The sequence below is a fragment of the Dyadobacter sp. BE31 genome (assembly GCF_031457695.1).
Classification (GTDB): Bacteria; Bacteroidota; Bacteroidia; order Cytophagales; family Spirosomataceae; genus Dyadobacter.
This window is the reverse complement of record NZ_JAVDXA010000002.1, coordinates 699,007-714,767: the sequence shown is the minus strand read 5'-3', so window position 1 is coordinate 714,767 and position 15,761 is coordinate 699,007. Positions and strand designations below refer to the sequence as shown.

The following is a 15,761-nucleotide window of genomic DNA, read 5'->3' as shown; positions in this document are numbered from 1 at the left end:
AAGCCAGTTTTGTGTCATCAATCACTCAAAAACAATTAAGGTCATGACTCAGAAAACAACAACCACGATCTACTGGATAGGCACCGCATTAACATCCCTTTGGTTTGGCACAAGCGGCTTTTTTGAACTCACCAAAAATCCCGTCGTATGGGATATTACGGTACAGCTAGGTTATCCAGCGCATTTCATTTACCTGCTAGGCGTTTTCAAACTCTCGGGCGTGGCCGTGCTCCTTACCCCCAACAAGCTGCACCGGCTGAAAGAATGGGTATTTGCAGGGATATTCTTCGACATCATTTTCGCATTCGTGTCCAAACTGGCGGTAATCGGCTTTGCGGCAACTGTCGACGCAATCGTCGCATTTGTGATGGTGTCCGTCACTTACACCATGTTCCGCAGGCTTGAAAAATACTCTGGTAACGCATTCGGCCAGGGGCACGTCTTAGCACATTAAGCAAAATGGATTTCCTACCAAACACATCTGGCCCAGCTGTTTTTGTGAAAACTGCACCAGAGCAACAGTCCGCCAGCGACCTACCTTCGTATTGCGATTTCGCACTGAACCATTTTAAATCGAAGACAATGAAAAAGGCCATTTTCTTTCACGCCGGCTGCCCGGTTTGCCTCAGCGCAGAGCAGGATATATTGAACCTCATCCCGGCTGACCAGATAGAAGTAGTACATCTCGGTGAAGACAAGGGCAAAATTACCGCCGCCGAACAGGCTGGTGTCCAGTCGGTACCGGCACTCCTCACGACGAACGGCAATGTGCTGCACATTAATTTCGGCGCGTCGATCGGCGATCTTAAATAGTGATTTACAATGCATTATGAACAGCCTGGGAAGAATATCCCGGGCTGTTTTGCCGTTTATTTTAAAAAATATTACTCTACCATTTCTATATACTAAATAATATCCATAGCTTTGCCGGAGAAACTTACAATCCCTACATATGAAACCACCGATTATACCTTACTGTTGTCGACCGAAGCTCAGTAAGCAGCACTAGGAAAGGCTGTTTAGCAGTAACCACCACGCATAACACCATCGAAAACAGTAAAGCAATTCCTCATTCATGAAGACATTTTTAACGACCCTATTCAGCTCAGCAATTCTACTCATCTCATTTGTTGCGCAAGCCCAGAACGCCCCGATCGTGAATGCGACGGTTTCGGGAAAGATTCTGGATGCATCCAACGACTCCCCGCTCATCGGGGCGACCGTGACCATCAAAGGAACTACCAACGGGGCAGCCACAGATGCAAATGGTGAATTTCAGCTTGTAACGGGTCAGAAACTGCCATTCACGCTAGTAGTTTCATTTTTAGGATATATCAAAAAAGAAACCGTGATCGAAGGCAGCGGGGTAACCATCAAGCTCGATCCTTCTGCCGGTAACCTCGAAGACGTCATCATTTCTTCACGCCGCCGTCAGGAGTCAGCACAGGAAGTACCCATCCCGATCTCGGTCATCCGGGGCTCGGCTGCGGAAGATGCAGGCGCGTTCAATGTAAACCGTTTGAAAGAACTGGTGCCAACCGTTCAGCTGTATGTTTCCAATGCTCGTAACACGACCTTGAACATCCGCGGCCTCGGCTCAACCTACGGGCTGACCAACGACGGTATCGATCCGGGTGTAGGTTTTTACGTAGACGGCGTTTATTATGCACGTCCGGCCGCCACCGCACTGGATTTCATCGACATCGAGCGCATTGAAGTACTTCGCGGACCACAGGGAACGCTTTTCGGAAAGAACACCACTGCCGGTGCGTTCAACATCACTACCCGCGGCGCAAGCTTTGATCCGGGTGGCAGCTTCGAGCTGAGCTACGGTAACTTCGGCTACATTCAGGCCAAAGGCTCATTTACCGGCCCGATTAACAAAAAACTCGCTGCACGTGTTTCGTTCACCGGAACACAGCGTAACGGCCTGTTTTACAACGAGCATACGCAGCAGCGGATCAACGACATCAACAACATCGGCGTGCGCGGCCAGATTCTCTATCAACCAAGCAGCAAGGTCAACATCACCGTGATCGGTGACGTTTCGGATCAGAAGCCCAACGGATACGGCTGGCCGGTGGCAGGTGTAGTGCCTACCAAACGCGCAGCTTACCGCCAGTTTGACGCCATCATCGCTGATTTGGGCTACAAGCTCCCCTATACAAGCGCATTCGAACGCAAAGTAGACCTGGATACGCCTTCCAAAGCGGATAACAGGCTGGGCGGCGTGTCTGCCAATGCGGATATCAAAATTGGCAACGGAACGCTTACTGCTACTTCGGCATGGCGCTTCTGGAAATGGGTTCCGCTCAACGATCGTGACTACCTTGGATTACCTGTGTTTACCATTTCCTCAGGTAACTCGGCACACGACCAATGGTCACAGGAAATCCGTTACTCGGGTAAAATCTCTCCAAAACTCAGCGGCGTGGTTGGTTTGTTCGGCCTTTGGCAGGACCTGAAATCAGATCCAGTACAAACAGAAGAAGCGGGTTCGGCACAATGGCGTTTCGCACAAAGCACGACCAGCGAACTTTGGAAAACACCGGGCTTGTTCGATAACTTCGGTATCCGCACCACCAACCGCATCAAAAGCACCAGCTTGGCAGTTTTCGCACAGGCCGACTGGGCAATCACCGACAAGTTGCATGTATTGCCAGGTGTGCGTTACAACTACGATAAAAAAGTAGTAGACTATAAAAGAGAAACTTACGGCGGCTTGCAAACCACCGACCCTGCATTGCTCGCATTGAAAAAGCTGGTTTACACTGATCAGGCATTCAATACCAACTACGATCAGGGTAACTTCTCGGGACAATTGTCGGTTCAATACAAAGCCAGCAGCAGATTCAATGCTTATGCAACTTATTCGATCGGCTACAAGCCTATCGGTGTGAACGTGGGCGGTTTGCCGACTGCCAACGGCGCCGTTCTCCTCGACCTGGCCAATGTAAAACCAGAGCACGTAGATCACAAGGAACTGGGTATCAAAACCAGACCGACTGCCAACTCGGTTTTGAACCTGACGCTTTTCCGTTCGGACATCAATGATTATCAAACGCAAGTTCAGACTCCTGAGCCCGGCGTAAACCGCGGCTACCTCGCGAATGCAGAGAAAGTACGCGTACAAGGTGTGGAAGTAGATGGAAACATCCGTTTCAGCAACCTGTCGTTAAACGCGGCGGTGGCTTATACCGACGGTAAATATGTTACTTTCAAAAATGCGCCGGTACCTTTGGAAGAAGTAGGTGGTGAGCAGGCTTTCAAAGACATTTCAGGCGGCAGACTGCCGGGTATCTCCAAATGGTCGGGTTCTGTGGGCGGTGAAGGAACTGTGAAGGGCACATTCCTGGGCTTGAAAGGCAACTATTTCCTGGGTATCGATGTGTTTGCACGCTCAGAGTTCTCATCCAACCCGTCGCCATCCAAATACCTGAACATCGGAGGCTATTCACTGACCAACGGTCGCCTCGGTTTCCGCGCTTCGAACGGCATTTCGTTCTTCGTATGGGCCAGAAACGTGTTCAACAAGGACTACTACGAACTGCTTCTCGCTGCGCCGGGCAGCTACGGCCAATATGCGGGCGTAGTAGGCGATCAACGCACCTACGGAGTAACATTACGCTACTCATTCTAAGACTTCAAAAGGAATACGAATATTATAACACTATCGATCGGGGCGTTCCACTGGGGCGCTCCGATTTTTTGTCTTGACCCCAAAAAAACGCACCCTACCCTAAGCCATAACATTATCGGGCTCCGCTCTTTTCTTTTTCAAGGGCTCAATGGGACCACTCGTGATTTGAAAAATCGAAGCGCCTAGTTTCACTTCGAGCAACGCCAGTGTTTTGATCGTAAAATTATGCGTGCCGGTCATCCATTTGCTCACCTGCGACTCCTTTTTGCCCAGCATTTCGGCCAGGTCTTTTTGCGTCAATCCTTTTGATTCGAGTATTTCATGGATCCGGTCGGAAAGATCGAAACTTGTGCCAATGAATCTGTCAATGGCTGGATCCGGAGTAATTCTTTCTAATAAATTTATCATGATTATATATCTATGAACAGTTCACCTTCAAGTTTCATGAGATCAGGAGAATAATAAATATCACCGTCCCGTATTTTCTCGATCAATCTTTTATCAACCTCCATCATTAATTTCATCGCTTTCCAGGTTTCAGCGCCATCCTGGGTTTTCTGTCCTTTCTTTTCTCCACCACCGTCTAGAATGACGATGTTCTGACTACATCTGATACAATAAATCCGCAGTCTTGAGAAAGCGACCGGTCCGGCGCTCACGTTGTTTTCTGAACGAAAATACCGCGGTTCTGCCCCACGTTCTTTCAGATAGCCGAGCCAACTGCTTATCATATCAAGGTCTTCTGCGAAGCCATTTCTCGAATATTCCTTCACGAAGTTATTCGTTTCCGAAAACTTACTACCCTCAAATCTGATGGTATAAATAGTTACCTTCTCCGATCTGGAATACAATTCAAAATAGATACGATTCACTTTTAAGTTAAGTTCAAAGATAAAACATTTCCTGACAAAAAGGAATGTTGAGTGAGATCGATCTTGCTGGCAATATCTAAAAATTTCCTCTTATTGTCTAATGAGTAGATATTAGCCCCGCGCCGCTTCACCATCCGAAAAGGATCAGTTTCCCGGCAGTAAATCAGCATCTTATTATGAAAAAACTCGCGCTACTTGTCTGGGCGCTTCCGGCGCTCGCATTCGGACAGAACATACCCCTCCAACAAGGCTTCCAAACCCCGCCCGACGCCGCTAAACCGCGGGTATGGTGGCACTGGATGAATGGCAATATTACCAAAGAGGGCATCACCAAGGACCTGGAATGGATGAAGCGTGTAGGCATCGGCGGTTTCCAGAATTTCGACGCGAGCCTTTTTACACCCAACGTAACCCCAAAGAAGCTCGTGTTTATGACTCCTGAATGGAAGGATGCATTCAAACACACGACCGATCTCGCCGAAAAGCTAGGCCTCGAAATGGCTATCGCAGGCTCGCCCGGATGGAGCGTAACGGGCGGCCCGTGGGTGCCAGCGACCGATGCAATGAAAAAATACGTCTGGACCGAAACCCGCGTCGCCGGAGGTCAGGCATTTACAGGTAACCTGCCTCAACCCAAGCCCGTAGCAGGCAAGTTTCAAAATGTGCCCCTCCCCACCGAGGGCGGCATTACCGGCCCCACCGGCGAAGTGCCGGATTACTATGCCGATGCAGCGGTGATCGCCTACCGCTTGCCGACAGCGGACAAGCTCATGACTGCGCTGAACCCAAAAGTGACATCCAGCGGAGGTACCTTCTCCGTGGCGGAACTGACGGATGGTGACCTGGGCAAAACCAGCTTGCTGCCGCCGATGGAAGTGGGCCAGGACATGTGGATCCAATATGAATTCGATAGCCCGCAGACATTCAAGGCATTGACTATTGTGGGCGCGAGCTCCGGCGGTGCGCTGGCGGAATTCAATGGTGCACCTAACAACCGGACGTTGAAGATCAGCGACGACGGGGTAAATTTCCGGGACGTAGCACCGATTAAGGGTAGCACCGTCCCCCAAAACACGCTGGCGTTTGCCCCCGTAACAGCCAAATTCTACCGCATCGCATTCAAGACATTGCCGTCGCCGGCCAACCCTTTCGCGGCAATGTTTGGCGGTGGTAACGCGCAGCCCGCCAAGCCGGAGGGCGTGCAGGTGGCCGAAATCCTGCTCCATAATACCGACCGGATGGACCAGTTCGAAGAAAAAGCGGGGTTCAGCCCATGGCGAGAAAACACGGAGTCCTTCATCCAACCCAATGCAGACGCAATCCCCCTCACCGACGTGGTGGATCTGACTTCCAAAATGACAGCCGATGGCAGCCTGAATTGGACGCCGCCAGCCGGTAACTGGGTGATCGTGCGACTGGGTTACTCTCTTACCGGCCGTAAAAACCACCCCGCGTCACCAGAGGCTACCGGCCTGGAAGTCGACAAACTCGACAAAGAGGCAGTAAACAAATACATTAATACCTATCTCGACATGTACCAAGACGCCACCGGCGGGCAAATGGGTGCCAAAGGGCTGCAATACATGGTACTGGACAGCTACGAGGCGGGGCATATGACGTGGACGAAGGCCATGCCGGCGGAATTTAAAAAGCGCCGCGGTTACGACCTCACGCCCTGGATACCCGTGCTCACGGGCGTGATCGTGAAAAGCGCACCGGAAAGCGACCGGTTCCTGTGGGATTTCCGCAAGACGATCGGCGAGCTGATCGTCGAAAACCACTATGAAGTAATCGGTGATGCATTGAAGGCCCGCGGTATGAAACGTTACACGGAGTCGCACGAGGGCGGGCGCATATACCTGGCCGATGGCATGGATGTGAAGCGCAAAGCGGATATCCCGATGGCCGCCATGTGGACGCCCGGCAGCCTGGCCGGTGGAGCGGATGAAGAAGTCCGCAGCGAGGCGGATATCCGTGAATCGGCATCGGTGGCACATATTTACGGACAAAACATCGTTGCGGCGGAGTCGATGACCTCCGTAGGTAATGCATTTACCTGGTACCCTGAGAAACTGAAACGCACGGCCGATCTTGAAATGGCTTCCGGCTTGAACCGATTTGTGGTCCATACCTCGGTGCACCAGCCGCTCGACGACAAAAAGCCGGGCTTTTCACTGGGCCCGTTCGGTCAGTATTTCACGCGCCAGGAAACCTGGGCCGAGCAGGCATCGGCCTGGACGGGCTACCTCGGTAGGAGCTGCTTCATGCTGCAACAGGGGAAACCGGTAGTGGACGTGCTCTATTATTATGGCGAAAACTCCAATATCACCCAAATTTCGACCCAAAAATTGCCCTCGATCCCGGCAGGTTACGCATTCGATTTTGCCAATTCGAGCGTAATCAGGAATGTGCTTAAAGTGGAAAAAGGAATGATTGTGGCGCCCTCCGGCCAGCAATACCGATTGCTTGTACTGGATTCTACCGCCCGGAATATGACTTTGCCGGTACTTCAAAAGATCGGGGACCTGGTGGCTGCGGGCATGAAAGTAGCCGGTGTAAAGCCCGAGCGCTCGCCCAGCCTGGCCGACGATCCTGCCGCCTTCACAATGCTAGTGAACAAAATTTGGAGCAACCCTAATGTCTCTGCACAGCCGCTGGAAACGGTTTTGAGTAGTATTACTTCCAAAGATGTGGTCATTACCGGCGAAAAAGCGAAAATCCTGTACGTCCATCGCCAAACGGCCGATGCCGATATTTACTGGCTCGACAACCGCAGCAACGACGCCAACGAAGCGCAAATCAGTTTCCGGGTTACTGGTAAAATCCCGATGCTCTGGAACCCCGAAACCGGCAAAACGAGTAAAGTCTCCTACCAAATCTCCAACGGCCGCACCACGATTCCATTGAAATTTGACTCCTGGCAGGCCTATTTCATCGTTTTCAATGGAAAAGCAGCTGCTAACTCCTACACTGTGCCGGCCTCGGCAGAATCAGAAATCGCGGGCGTTACGGGCGCCTGGACCGTCCGCTTCCAGCCTGGCCTCGGCGCTCCCGCACAGGCGCAGCTGAATGCCCTCACATCTCTTTCGGAGCATGCGGACGCGGGTATCAAATACTTCTCGGGAACTGCGGCCTATGAAAACACCTTAAATGTGCCTGCGTTGAACAAGAATGCAACGTACTGGCTGGATTTGGGGGATGTCAAAAACCTGGCGGAAGTGGTTGTCAATGGCAAAAATGTGGGCATTACCTGGAAAAGACCATTCCGCATTGAGGTAACGGAAGCGTTGAAACAAGGCCCTAACAGCATTCAGGTAAAAGTAACGAACACCTGGGTGAACCGCCTCATCGGCGATGCCCAGCCCGGCGTAACAAGCAAAATCACCTACACAACCATGCCGTTTTACAAGGCCGATTCTCCCCTGCTGCCCAGCGGCCTACTCGGGCCGGTGAAACTGGTGGCGGTAGCGCCTGTGAAATAGTGGTCAGGAATGGTCAGGTGTGGTCAAGTATTGTTAAGTGTGGTCAAGTGTGGTCAAGTGTTGTCATTTGTGGTCAGGAATGGTCATGTGTGGACAGGTATTGTCCCGCAGATGACTATCCCTGACTACTTCTGACCATACCTGACTATTTCTGACTACACATGACCATACCTGACAACAAATGACCAAACCTGACTATCCATGACCACGCCTGACTACACATGACAACACCTGACTATCCATGACCATACCTGACCACTTCTGACCACGCCCATCCGTTAACAAGTCCGCGGACATGGGGCGCTTAGGTCGTAGTAACCGCTATCGGCATCGATACCCAGGGCGTCGCTGCCGTCTCCTTTGTTAGAGATTGCCTGGAACATCAGCCCGAACGCATAAGAACCGGCCAGTTTCTTTTGCACCTCTTCATTGGCGGCAGGGAAATAGCGGTGCAGCACGAAGCGAATGTAGATCTTCGGCATTTTCTCAAATCTGAAGAGCGCCGCCAACAGCTCTTTCACCGGATAATTGTACCCATTCAAAAACCCATACTGGGTGCGGAACAACGGGCTGGCGATCTCCCCGGTGTGACCTTTTTGTTCCCAATATTTGATCCACTGCCTGGCCAGCACGTCGGGCACATTTCCACCCGGACCATCCCCCGCCTCGCGGAAGTCGGCCGGCGTGTGCGCATAGTAAGGTGTGATGATCTGCCCGGCATTGTCTACCCCAAAAAGCACCAGCTTAAATGCATTTTCCCCGGTTTCAAAGCCAAACCGGACTTTGATAACGGCTATACCCGGGGTAGATACGAGGGTTTCGAAGTCGTCCCCATCAAAATAATCACCCAAAAGGAGTTTACTCCCCAAATTAAAAAAGCCAAAGGGCTCGCGGCTGTGTTCCAGCGCCTGCCACTGGGCAGCCCATTTTGCAAAAACTTCATCACTGATAAACTTCGGCATGCTCGCTGAGATTTAATGGTTTAAAAGGATAATTGCTTCCCGATCGTGCAGCGCAACCCGCATCCGCACAATGGAAAGCAATATACCTAAGGGCAAGGAAGCGTTGTAACTAATTCGTTGAAAAAATAGAACTAATTCGATTTATCGGTTAGGTTAATGTTTCTGATTGAGTTGAACTGCGTGTTCCCGACTACCCACCCCGGACTGCGCGCCCCGGACTACGATCCGAAGAACCCGTTTTTGAGTTCCCCGGACCATTCGTTCGCCCTGGTTTTTAGTTTGATGAGTCAGACGCAAGCGTCAACCGGGCTCTTTTTTCAGCACCCCGTCCTGATTGACATTTCAAAATTGCACAAACCCGGGCCCGGACGTAAGCGTGTAAACACGTGAATGCAAAAACAGGTGTTTTCCGGGGGGCAGAGGGCTACTCCGGTACTTCCTTGGAAATTTTTTCGTTGGCCAGCTCAATGTCCTCCGGCTCAGCTTCCGGCTCGTTTTGCTCGATACTGGCCGCCGGCTCATATTGCAATGCCAGCAGGATCGGGAAATGATCCGATGAGAAATTTTCCAGCCTCGTCATTTCCACCAGCTTAAAATCCGTCGAACAGAACACATGATCGAGCGGGAACCGCAGAAAAGGCATTTTGGCATGGAATGTGTTGTAAAAACCCCGTCCGATCCGGGGATCGAGCAGCCCGCTGACCTTGGTAAACAAATCGGTGGTATACGACCAGGCGACGTCGTTCAGATCTCCCACTACAATACATGGTAACCGGCTCGCTTTCACTTCCTTTGCCACCAGCAAAAGCTCCTTGTCGCGCTCGGTAGAATGCGAGTTTTCACCCGGTACCGGGGGCGTCGGATGCACACAGAAAAGCTGCACCTGCTGGCCGGAACGCAATGTTACCAGTACTTTAATGGACGGTATGTCTTCATCTACCAGGTACCGCACCTGTACTTCCGACAATGCCAGTTTGGAATAGAGCAGCATCCCATAGGTATTTTCCAAGGGTACCGGCACCTCGTGCGGATAATGCTCCCGCAATGCGAGCGTGTTTTCATGCCAATAGCGGTCTGTTTCCAGCAGGAGCACCACATCGGGGTCGTATTTGCGGATCAGCGCCAGGCAGCCGGCGGTATTCCGGTTGTCCTGAAAAACATTGGACGACAAAATCGATATCCGATTCTCCGGCAGAAGCGTTCGCGCACCGAGGATCACCTTCCCGGCAACAGGCGTGAAAGGGTATACCAAATAGCAGAGATACAGCGTGTTCAACGCGAAAATCACCGATAGCACGACGGTTTGTAAATCTGTCGGGAAAAACAAACTGGAATAAATGCCGCCGATGGCCACACTCAGGACGAGCTTTTGCAGCCGGGGATATTCAAAAACCCGGAATGTCCAGTAATCGCTGCGGATCAGCGGGATGAGCGACATCATCACGATCAGCACACCGGCCACTTCCAGGAAGGTTTTGAAATAATACATGGTTCGGTTCAGGTAAGAGCTGCAATATTTCAATTATTTCGCATCATTTCAACTATTAAAACCCCTTGCTTCCCTACTCTTTTGCAGTATTACCTGGTTTCTTATCCCGAAATAAATGCCTTTATTCGCAGCTGCATCAAAGAAACGAACAATGAAATTCCTGCCCGCTATACTCCTGCTGACATCACTTTACTCCGCCAACATTTTCGCGCAGAAGCCCGCACCTGCGAGGGTAATCACCTACCGCAACCCGGTGATTGCCGGTGACTTTGCCGATCCGTCGGTGATACGTGTGGGTGATACGTATTATGCGGTAGGAACCTCTTCGGAATGGGGGCCCGCCTACCCTATTTACACTTCCAAAGACCTTGTAAACTGGGAATACCTCGGCCCTGTTTTCGCGGAACTGCCCAAATGGACGGTGGGTAGCTACTGGGCGCCCGAACTGTTTTTCCGGAACGGGACATTCTATGTTTATTACACCGCCCGGCGGAAAGCCGATAAACAGTCGGTGATCGGTGTGGCGACCACCAAGGATATTACAAAAGGATTTAAAGACCATGGCGTGATCATCGAATGGACCAAGGAAGCCATCGACGCCTATGTCGTGGAGGACAAAGGGAAGCTGTTTATCACCTGGAAAGCTTATGGCCTCGACAAAGACCGGGGCATCGAACTGCTCGGCGCCGAGCTTTCGCCCGACGGACTGAAAGTAACCGGCAAGGAATTCAGCCTCATTAAGGCCGATCAGGCAGGCTGGGAAGCAGGCGGCGCCGAAGGGCAGGCTATATTTAAAAGAGGAAACTATTGGTATATGCTCTACTCGGGCAACGCCTGCTGCGGCGACCGCTGCGATTACCAGGTAGGGCTCGCGAGGGCCGAAAAATTGCAGGGGCCATGGGTCAAATACGAAGGCAACCCGGTCCTTTTCGGGGATGATGCCTGGAAATGCCCGGGGCACGGCACCGTAGTAACCACGCCCGATCGCCGCTATTTCTACCTGCACCACGCCTATAATGGGATCGATTTTACATTTGCGGGTCGCCAGGGGGTTCTCAGCGAGCTGATCTGGGACGAAACCACCCGCTGGCCGGCATTCAGATATGGCAAGACAACACCCGCACAGGCCGAATCGCCCGCAGGTGCGGGGCCTGTACCTCAGCATAGTCTCAATTTTTCGGTTAACTACGAGCGGGACACGCTGCGGCTGCCCTGGGTATTCGACGCCGGACTGCCGAAACCGAAGTTCGGTATCAGCGCCGCTTCACTGAAAATCGACTGTGAGAATCCCGCCCGAACGGGTAATTTCCTGGGGCATACCATTAAAAAAGGCAGCTATACCTATGCCGCCGAGTTCGTGATGAAAGACGACGTTTTCCAGAACATTGTTCTCTACGGCGACGCTCAGAACGCGATCGGCTACGGGGCCGGCCAAAACCGCGTCGAGCTGTGGCAAGTGAAAGACGGCCAGTATGAAACGCTCCAAACCCGGGAAATTCCCGATAGATACAAAAACATCCGACTGGAATTGCAAAGCCGTTACGGACGTTACTACACGTTCAGTTGGGGCGTAAAAGGCCAGAAAATCGACTCCCTTACCAGCTCTGTACAAATAGAAGCGCCCTGGCTGCCCCGCTGGGACAGGGCACCAAGGGTAGGTGTGAGCGTTACCGGTACTCCTGATCAGAAAAGTGAATTTAAAGCAATTGAAATGAAGTACGATTAAAAGTACTGCTGCATCAGCTTCGGATACGCGGGTATCACCACTTCCGGCTCCTCGATTTCGGGGTGCCATTTTTTTTCCCATTCGAAACTGTAATAGCCCTTGTAGTCGTCTTTCACGAGCACGCTTATCGCCTCTTTCAACGGCCCTTCGCCCTTGCCTACCTGCACGTACTGAATCTTGCCGTCTTTCAGAATGCCGTCCTTGATGTGCGTGTGACGGATGTATTTTTTGAGTTGGGCATAAACCTCCTTCGGTGGCTCTTTCGTGACCGACCACATATTGAATATGTCCCAAATGAGGCCGACGTGCTTATGTTCCGATTTGCCCATTACCGTCGCCAGAATGTCCTTCCGGGTCACGTCGCCATGGGATTCGAGCAGCACCGTTACCGAAGTATTTTTGGCATAATCGCCCAGTTCAAGCAGCCCGGTACTGATGAGCTCCACCGTTTGAGCTACTTCCTGGTCTTTGGGTAAATCATTGGGAAACACCCGCACGTAGGGGCAGTTCAACTGCTGTGCGAGATCGATAAACCGCTTTGCTTCATCCAGATTTTTCGCCCGTACTGCCGGATCAGCCATATGCAATGCAGCTGAGGACCCCAGATCGACGATCCTCAACCCCTTATCCTCGGCCATTTTGCGCGATTGGGCAATCCGTTCCGGGCTACTGAACTCGCCGCATTTAGGTAAATCCATGCAATCGAGCACGCCGCGGATTTCTATCCCTTGGTAGCCATTGTCGGCAGCATATTTGACGATCGTAGGCCAGTCCCATTTCGGACAGGCAAGGGTGGAGAATGAAAAAAGCGGTTTGGCCTTCGCCAGCGCAGGCAGGGAATTGATTAATGGTAACGCCAGGCCAGCGGAAGCGGCCATGAGGAAATCCCTGCGGTTCAGGAAAGATGATGGATTCATAAGGTTCAGGAAATTGTCCTGAAATATATCGGCTATTGCCTAGATTGGCAAATTTCGCCGTATCCTTCCCTATTTCACGGCTTCGTCCGTCAATTCGCTCTTCCGTAGTTCTATTACGATCCGGATGCCGATCGCGGCAATTACCACCGCAATCCCCAGTTGGGCCAATCCGGCCCACATACTAATCGTCCATTCCATGTTTGCGTCGATTTAATTTTCAATACAAAATAAAAACGAGCTGATTTGGGATTAAAACGTTATCAACTAACCGGTTATCAAATTTAGTAAACGGCAAAAACAGATACGATCACAAAAAAAATGCCACGCCCCTATTGCAAAAATTCAATTCCTATTTAACTTTGAATTACAAAGTACTTTTAAAAGCATACACACACCCATCACAGAAAGCTGATCACCATTATCAATCCTTGCTTTATGCGTGAAGAAATCCTTTTGAACCAAACCAATGCCCTGCAACTGGAAAAGCTGTACCGGGGCAACAAGCCGGGCTTTAAGTCGGCATTCAATGCATTGTACCCCGAACTGAGCAGCAATCCGTTGGCCGAAGGGTGGTACCAGCGGCTGAATTACAGCTCGGATGAGCTTTTTTGGGGTACGCCTGCCGAGCGGGCCTTTGTGGTGGTAGCTTCCCTACTTGCGGCATTACTGGCCAAGCTGCCCGAACTCCTTTCCATCAGCGAAGAATTTTATTACCCACGTAATGCAGGGTTTATCGTTGCTCCCGCCCTAATGGCCTACTTTGCCTGGAAAAACGCTGTCTCCTGGAAAACGCGGGGGCTGGCAATCCTACTGCTCGTGGCCTCGGTGGTGTTCATCAACTGGCTGCCGCAAAATGAAAAGAGTGATACGCTGGTTCTTTCCTGCCTGCACCTGCCGCTCTGGCTGTGGTCGCTGCTGGGCGCGGCATACAGCGGCGGAAAGTGGAAAAACGGCGCCCACTGGCTGGAATTTCTGCGCTACACAGGCGAGCTGATCGTAATGTCAGGACTGCTGGTGCTTGCCGGCGGGCTTACTACCGGTCTTACCATCAACCTTTTCGGGTTGATCGGCTGGGATATTCAATCGCTTTTCTCCAAATACATCGTCATATGCGGGCTGGCGGCCGTACCCATTGTCGCGACGTTCCTAACCCGCGTGCAACCCACGTTGGTGAGCAAGATACCGTCAGTTATCGCGAAGCTGTTCAGTCCGGTGGCGCTCGTCATGCTGGTTGCTTACCTGATAGCCACGCTCATTGCCGGCAAAAGTCCTTACCACGACCGTGAATTCCTCGTGTTATTCAATGGATTGCTCGTAGCGGTGATGGCGCTGATTTTCTTTTCGCTGGCCGAAACCGACCATGCCGGCGGCAACCGTGTGCAGATCGTGGTGCTTTTCCTGCTATCGGCCGTGACATTGCTGGTCAACAGCATCGCATTATCGGCCGTATTGTTCCGCATTTCGGAATGGGGTCTCACCCCGAACCGCGCCGCAGTGCTGGGTGCGAATGTGCTGATGCTCGCGCATTTGTTTTATGTGGGCCTGAAACTCTTCGCGGTACTCAGCAAAAAGACCGGTCTTTCAGTGGTAGGCGCATCGCTGGCGATTTTCCTTCCGCTGTACAGCATATGGAGTGCGGTGGTGATCTTCGTTTTTCCATTTGTTTTTGGGTTCAAATAGTTCAATTCCGGTAATCCACCCAGCATTCCATTTTACATTCAAACTAGCCGAAAACGCGGCCGGGCTACCGGCGGCTTTTTCGGCTTCACAGGTATCTGAGAAATTTGCGACGGTGGTTCGCACATTTATTCATGCCACTTGATCATTGCCATTCCGATCTTGAACCATACAAAAATCGCGCATATACCCTCGTAAACAAGGCCTTACGATATAGCCAAAGCACTCCATTTGTTTGAAATGCATCATTTTAATTCAGTGCATTTCAAACATTTTTTTACAATTTTGAATAAACAATCACAGCCGGAATCATATGTCGCATATCGAAATGAATATTCTCGGAGAAGCAGGGACGAATCTTCCCGACAGGCTCAGGCTTTCACCGCATGAGGTTGTTGGAACGCTCAGGATTTTCTCAGGACAACAGCATGACTATTGGGTAGGGCTCATCCCAGCCTTAAATGTGAGCGGTTATGGCGAAAATGAAGCAGATGCATTTCTGGCGTTGAAGGAAAATCTGGATACTTTTTTTGAAGACCTGTTCCAGTTATCGGAGACTGACCGAAATAAAGCTATGGAAAACATTGGATGGCAAATGGAAAAGGCCTTTCCCAAAAAATTCTCAAATCCATTTGTGGACGAGCAACAGGTACTACAAAGCTTCGATCATCCGGAACAAGTAAAAAAATTAATTTTACAAACCGCCTAAGCTTTGGGAAATAACAGGCCGGTAAAACTAAAAGACTGGATTCGCTTTCTCGAAGCTCACGGATGCAAACATGAAAGACACAGCAGCGGCTCTCACGATCACTGGAAGTGCCCTGGGTGTTGGAGAACGATCACACACCGCATTCATTTGAAAGAGATTCCGCCCATGCACCTCAAAACAAACCTGGTAAGCATGGGCAAAACGCTCGAATATCTGTACGACTGGATTGAAAAGAACTGACAATTGCCGATCGGCAACAAGAGTAAAAGAAAGCAGCACCCGTCTTC

The 15,761-nt window shown here is 51.1% G+C and carries 14 protein-coding genes; 8 read left to right on the top strand and 6 right to left on the bottom strand.

Annotated features, from left to right (window positions below):
- Positions 1-43: 43 nt before the first annotated feature.
- From J2Y43_RS11755 to J2Y43_RS11745, 3 genes are all read left to right on the top strand, one after another.
- The gene (locus J2Y43_RS11755) at positions 44-454 is read left to right on the top strand and encodes a DoxX family protein (RefSeq protein ID WP_309982641.1); all 411 of its coding nucleotides are present in this window, start codon (positions 44-46) and stop codon (positions 452-454) included.
- 128 nt (positions 455-582) lie between these two features.
- The gene (locus J2Y43_RS11750; protein WP_309982639.1) at positions 583-813 is read left to right on the top strand and encodes a thioredoxin family protein; all 231 of its coding nucleotides are present in this window, start codon (positions 583-585) and stop codon (positions 811-813) included.
- Between the two features lie 262 nt (positions 814-1,075).
- The gene (locus J2Y43_RS11745) at positions 1,076-3,640 is read left to right on the top strand and encodes a TonB-dependent receptor (RefSeq protein WP_309982637.1); all 2,565 of its coding nucleotides are present in this window, start codon (positions 1,076-1,078) and stop codon (positions 3,638-3,640) included.
- A 99-nt stretch (positions 3,641-3,739) separates the two neighbouring features.
- Here J2Y43_RS11745 and J2Y43_RS11740 read toward each other — a convergent pair whose 3' ends face one another.
- Together J2Y43_RS11740 and J2Y43_RS11735 are read right to left on the bottom strand one after the other, a co-directional pair.
- Positions 3,740-4,048 (bottom strand): helix-turn-helix transcriptional regulator, encoded by a 309-nt coding sequence (locus tag J2Y43_RS11740; protein ID WP_309982635.1) that lies wholly within the window; start codon positions 4,046-4,048, stop codon positions 3,740-3,742.
- Between the two features lie 2 nt (positions 4,049-4,050).
- On the bottom strand, positions 4,051-4,413 hold the full coding sequence (locus J2Y43_RS11735; protein WP_309982633.1) for a hypothetical protein: 363 nt from the start codon (positions 4,411-4,413) through the stop codon (positions 4,051-4,053).
- A gap of 275 nt (positions 4,414-4,688) precedes the next feature.
- Between J2Y43_RS11735 and J2Y43_RS11730 the strand changes: the two genes are divergently transcribed.
- Entirely contained in the window at positions 4,689-7,994 is a 3,306-nt protein-coding gene (locus J2Y43_RS11730; RefSeq protein ID WP_309982631.1) for a glycosyl hydrolase, read from the top strand.
- A gap of 278 nt (positions 7,995-8,272) precedes the next feature.
- Here J2Y43_RS11730 and J2Y43_RS11725 read toward each other — a convergent pair whose 3' ends face one another.
- Together J2Y43_RS11725 and J2Y43_RS11720 are read right to left on the bottom strand one after the other, a co-directional pair.
- Positions 8,273-8,956 carry a hypothetical protein gene (locus tag J2Y43_RS11725; protein ID WP_309982629.1) on the bottom strand — a complete coding sequence of 228 codons (684 nt, stop codon included), beginning with the start codon at positions 8,954-8,956 and terminating at the stop codon, positions 8,273-8,275.
- A 424-nt stretch (positions 8,957-9,380) separates the two neighbouring features.
- Positions 9,381-10,445 carry an endonuclease/exonuclease/phosphatase family protein gene (locus tag J2Y43_RS11720; RefSeq protein ID WP_309982627.1) on the bottom strand — a complete coding sequence of 355 codons (1,065 nt, stop codon included), beginning with the start codon at positions 10,443-10,445 and terminating at the stop codon, positions 9,381-9,383.
- Positions 10,446-10,596: 151 nt separating this feature from the next.
- Here J2Y43_RS11720 and J2Y43_RS11715 point away from each other — a divergent pair, with 151 nt between their 5' ends.
- Positions 10,597-12,171: a glycoside hydrolase family 43 protein gene (locus J2Y43_RS11715; RefSeq protein ID WP_309982625.1), complete on the top strand. Its 1,575-nt coding sequence runs from the start codon at positions 10,597-10,599 to the stop codon at positions 12,169-12,171.
- Here the strand turns inward: J2Y43_RS11715 and J2Y43_RS11710 are convergent.
- Together J2Y43_RS11710 and J2Y43_RS11705 are read right to left on the bottom strand one after the other, a co-directional pair.
- Positions 12,168-13,088 (bottom strand): sugar phosphate isomerase/epimerase family protein, encoded by a 921-nt coding sequence (locus tag J2Y43_RS11710; RefSeq protein WP_309982623.1) that lies wholly within the window; start codon positions 13,086-13,088, stop codon positions 12,168-12,170. The two genes, J2Y43_RS11715 and J2Y43_RS11710, sit on opposite strands and share 4 nt — an antisense overlap.
- 69 nt (positions 13,089-13,157) lie before the next feature.
- Complete coding sequence (locus J2Y43_RS11705) at positions 13,158-13,286, bottom strand: hypothetical protein (protein ID WP_262903963.1); 129 nt, start codon at positions 13,284-13,286, stop codon at positions 13,158-13,160.
- Between the two features lie 237 nt (positions 13,287-13,523).
- On the opposite strand from J2Y43_RS11705, the gene J2Y43_RS11700 reads away from it, so the two are divergent.
- The 3 genes from J2Y43_RS11700 (at position 13,524) to J2Y43_RS11690 (ending at position 15,714) form a co-directional block, all read left to right on the top strand.
- Positions 13,524-14,768 carry a hypothetical protein gene (locus tag J2Y43_RS11700; RefSeq protein WP_309982620.1) on the top strand — a complete coding sequence of 415 codons (1,245 nt, stop codon included), beginning with the start codon at positions 13,524-13,526 and terminating at the stop codon, positions 14,766-14,768.
- 310 nt (positions 14,769-15,078) lie between these two features.
- Positions 15,079-15,474 (top strand): hypothetical protein, encoded by a 396-nt coding sequence (locus J2Y43_RS11695; protein ID WP_309982619.1) that lies wholly within the window; start codon positions 15,079-15,081, stop codon positions 15,472-15,474.
- 3 nt (positions 15,475-15,477) lie between these two features.
- The gene (locus tag J2Y43_RS11690; protein WP_309982617.1) at positions 15,478-15,714 is read left to right on the top strand and encodes a type II toxin-antitoxin system HicA family toxin; all 237 of its coding nucleotides are present in this window, start codon (positions 15,478-15,480) and stop codon (positions 15,712-15,714) included.
- Positions 15,715-15,761 lie beyond the last annotated feature (47 nt).

Bases quoted from the DNA above. Each gene is read 5' to 3' on its own strand.
- J2Y43_RS11730 (WP_309982631.1), top strand. From the start codon at position 4,689: ATGAAAAAACTCGCGCTACTTGTCTGGGCGCTTCCGGCGCTCGCATTC.
- J2Y43_RS11710 (WP_309982623.1), bottom strand. From the start codon at position 13,088: ATGAATCCATCATCTTTCCTGAACCGCAGGGATTTCCTCATGGCCGCT.
- J2Y43_RS11725 (WP_309982629.1), bottom strand. From the start codon at position 8,956: ATGCCGAAGTTTATCAGTGATGAAGTTTTTGCAAAATGGGCTGCCCAG.
- J2Y43_RS11755 (WP_309982641.1), top strand. From the start codon at position 44: ATGACTCAGAAAACAACAACCACGATCTACTGGATAGGCACCGCATTA.
- J2Y43_RS11700 (WP_309982620.1), top strand. From the start codon at position 13,524: ATGCGTGAAGAAATCCTTTTGAACCAAACCAATGCCCTGCAACTGGAA.
- J2Y43_RS11740 (WP_309982635.1), bottom strand. From the start codon at position 4,048: ATGATAAATTTATTAGAAAGAATTACTCCGGATCCAGCCATTGACAGA.
- J2Y43_RS11695 (WP_309982619.1), top strand. From the start codon at position 15,079: ATGTCGCATATCGAAATGAATATTCTCGGAGAAGCAGGGACGAATCTT.
- J2Y43_RS11750 (WP_309982639.1), top strand. From the start codon at position 583: ATGAAAAAGGCCATTTTCTTTCACGCCGGCTGCCCGGTTTGCCTCAGC.
- J2Y43_RS11745 (WP_309982637.1), top strand. From the start codon at position 1,076: ATGAAGACATTTTTAACGACCCTATTCAGCTCAGCAATTCTACTCATC.
- J2Y43_RS11715 (WP_309982625.1), top strand. From the start codon at position 10,597: ATGAAATTCCTGCCCGCTATACTCCTGCTGACATCACTTTACTCCGCC.
- J2Y43_RS11705 (WP_262903963.1), bottom strand. From the start codon at position 13,286: ATGGAATGGACGATTAGTATGTGGGCCGGATTGGCCCAACTGGGGATT.
- J2Y43_RS11720 (WP_309982627.1), bottom strand. From the start codon at position 10,445: ATGTATTATTTCAAAACCTTCCTGGAAGTGGCCGGTGTGCTGATCGTG.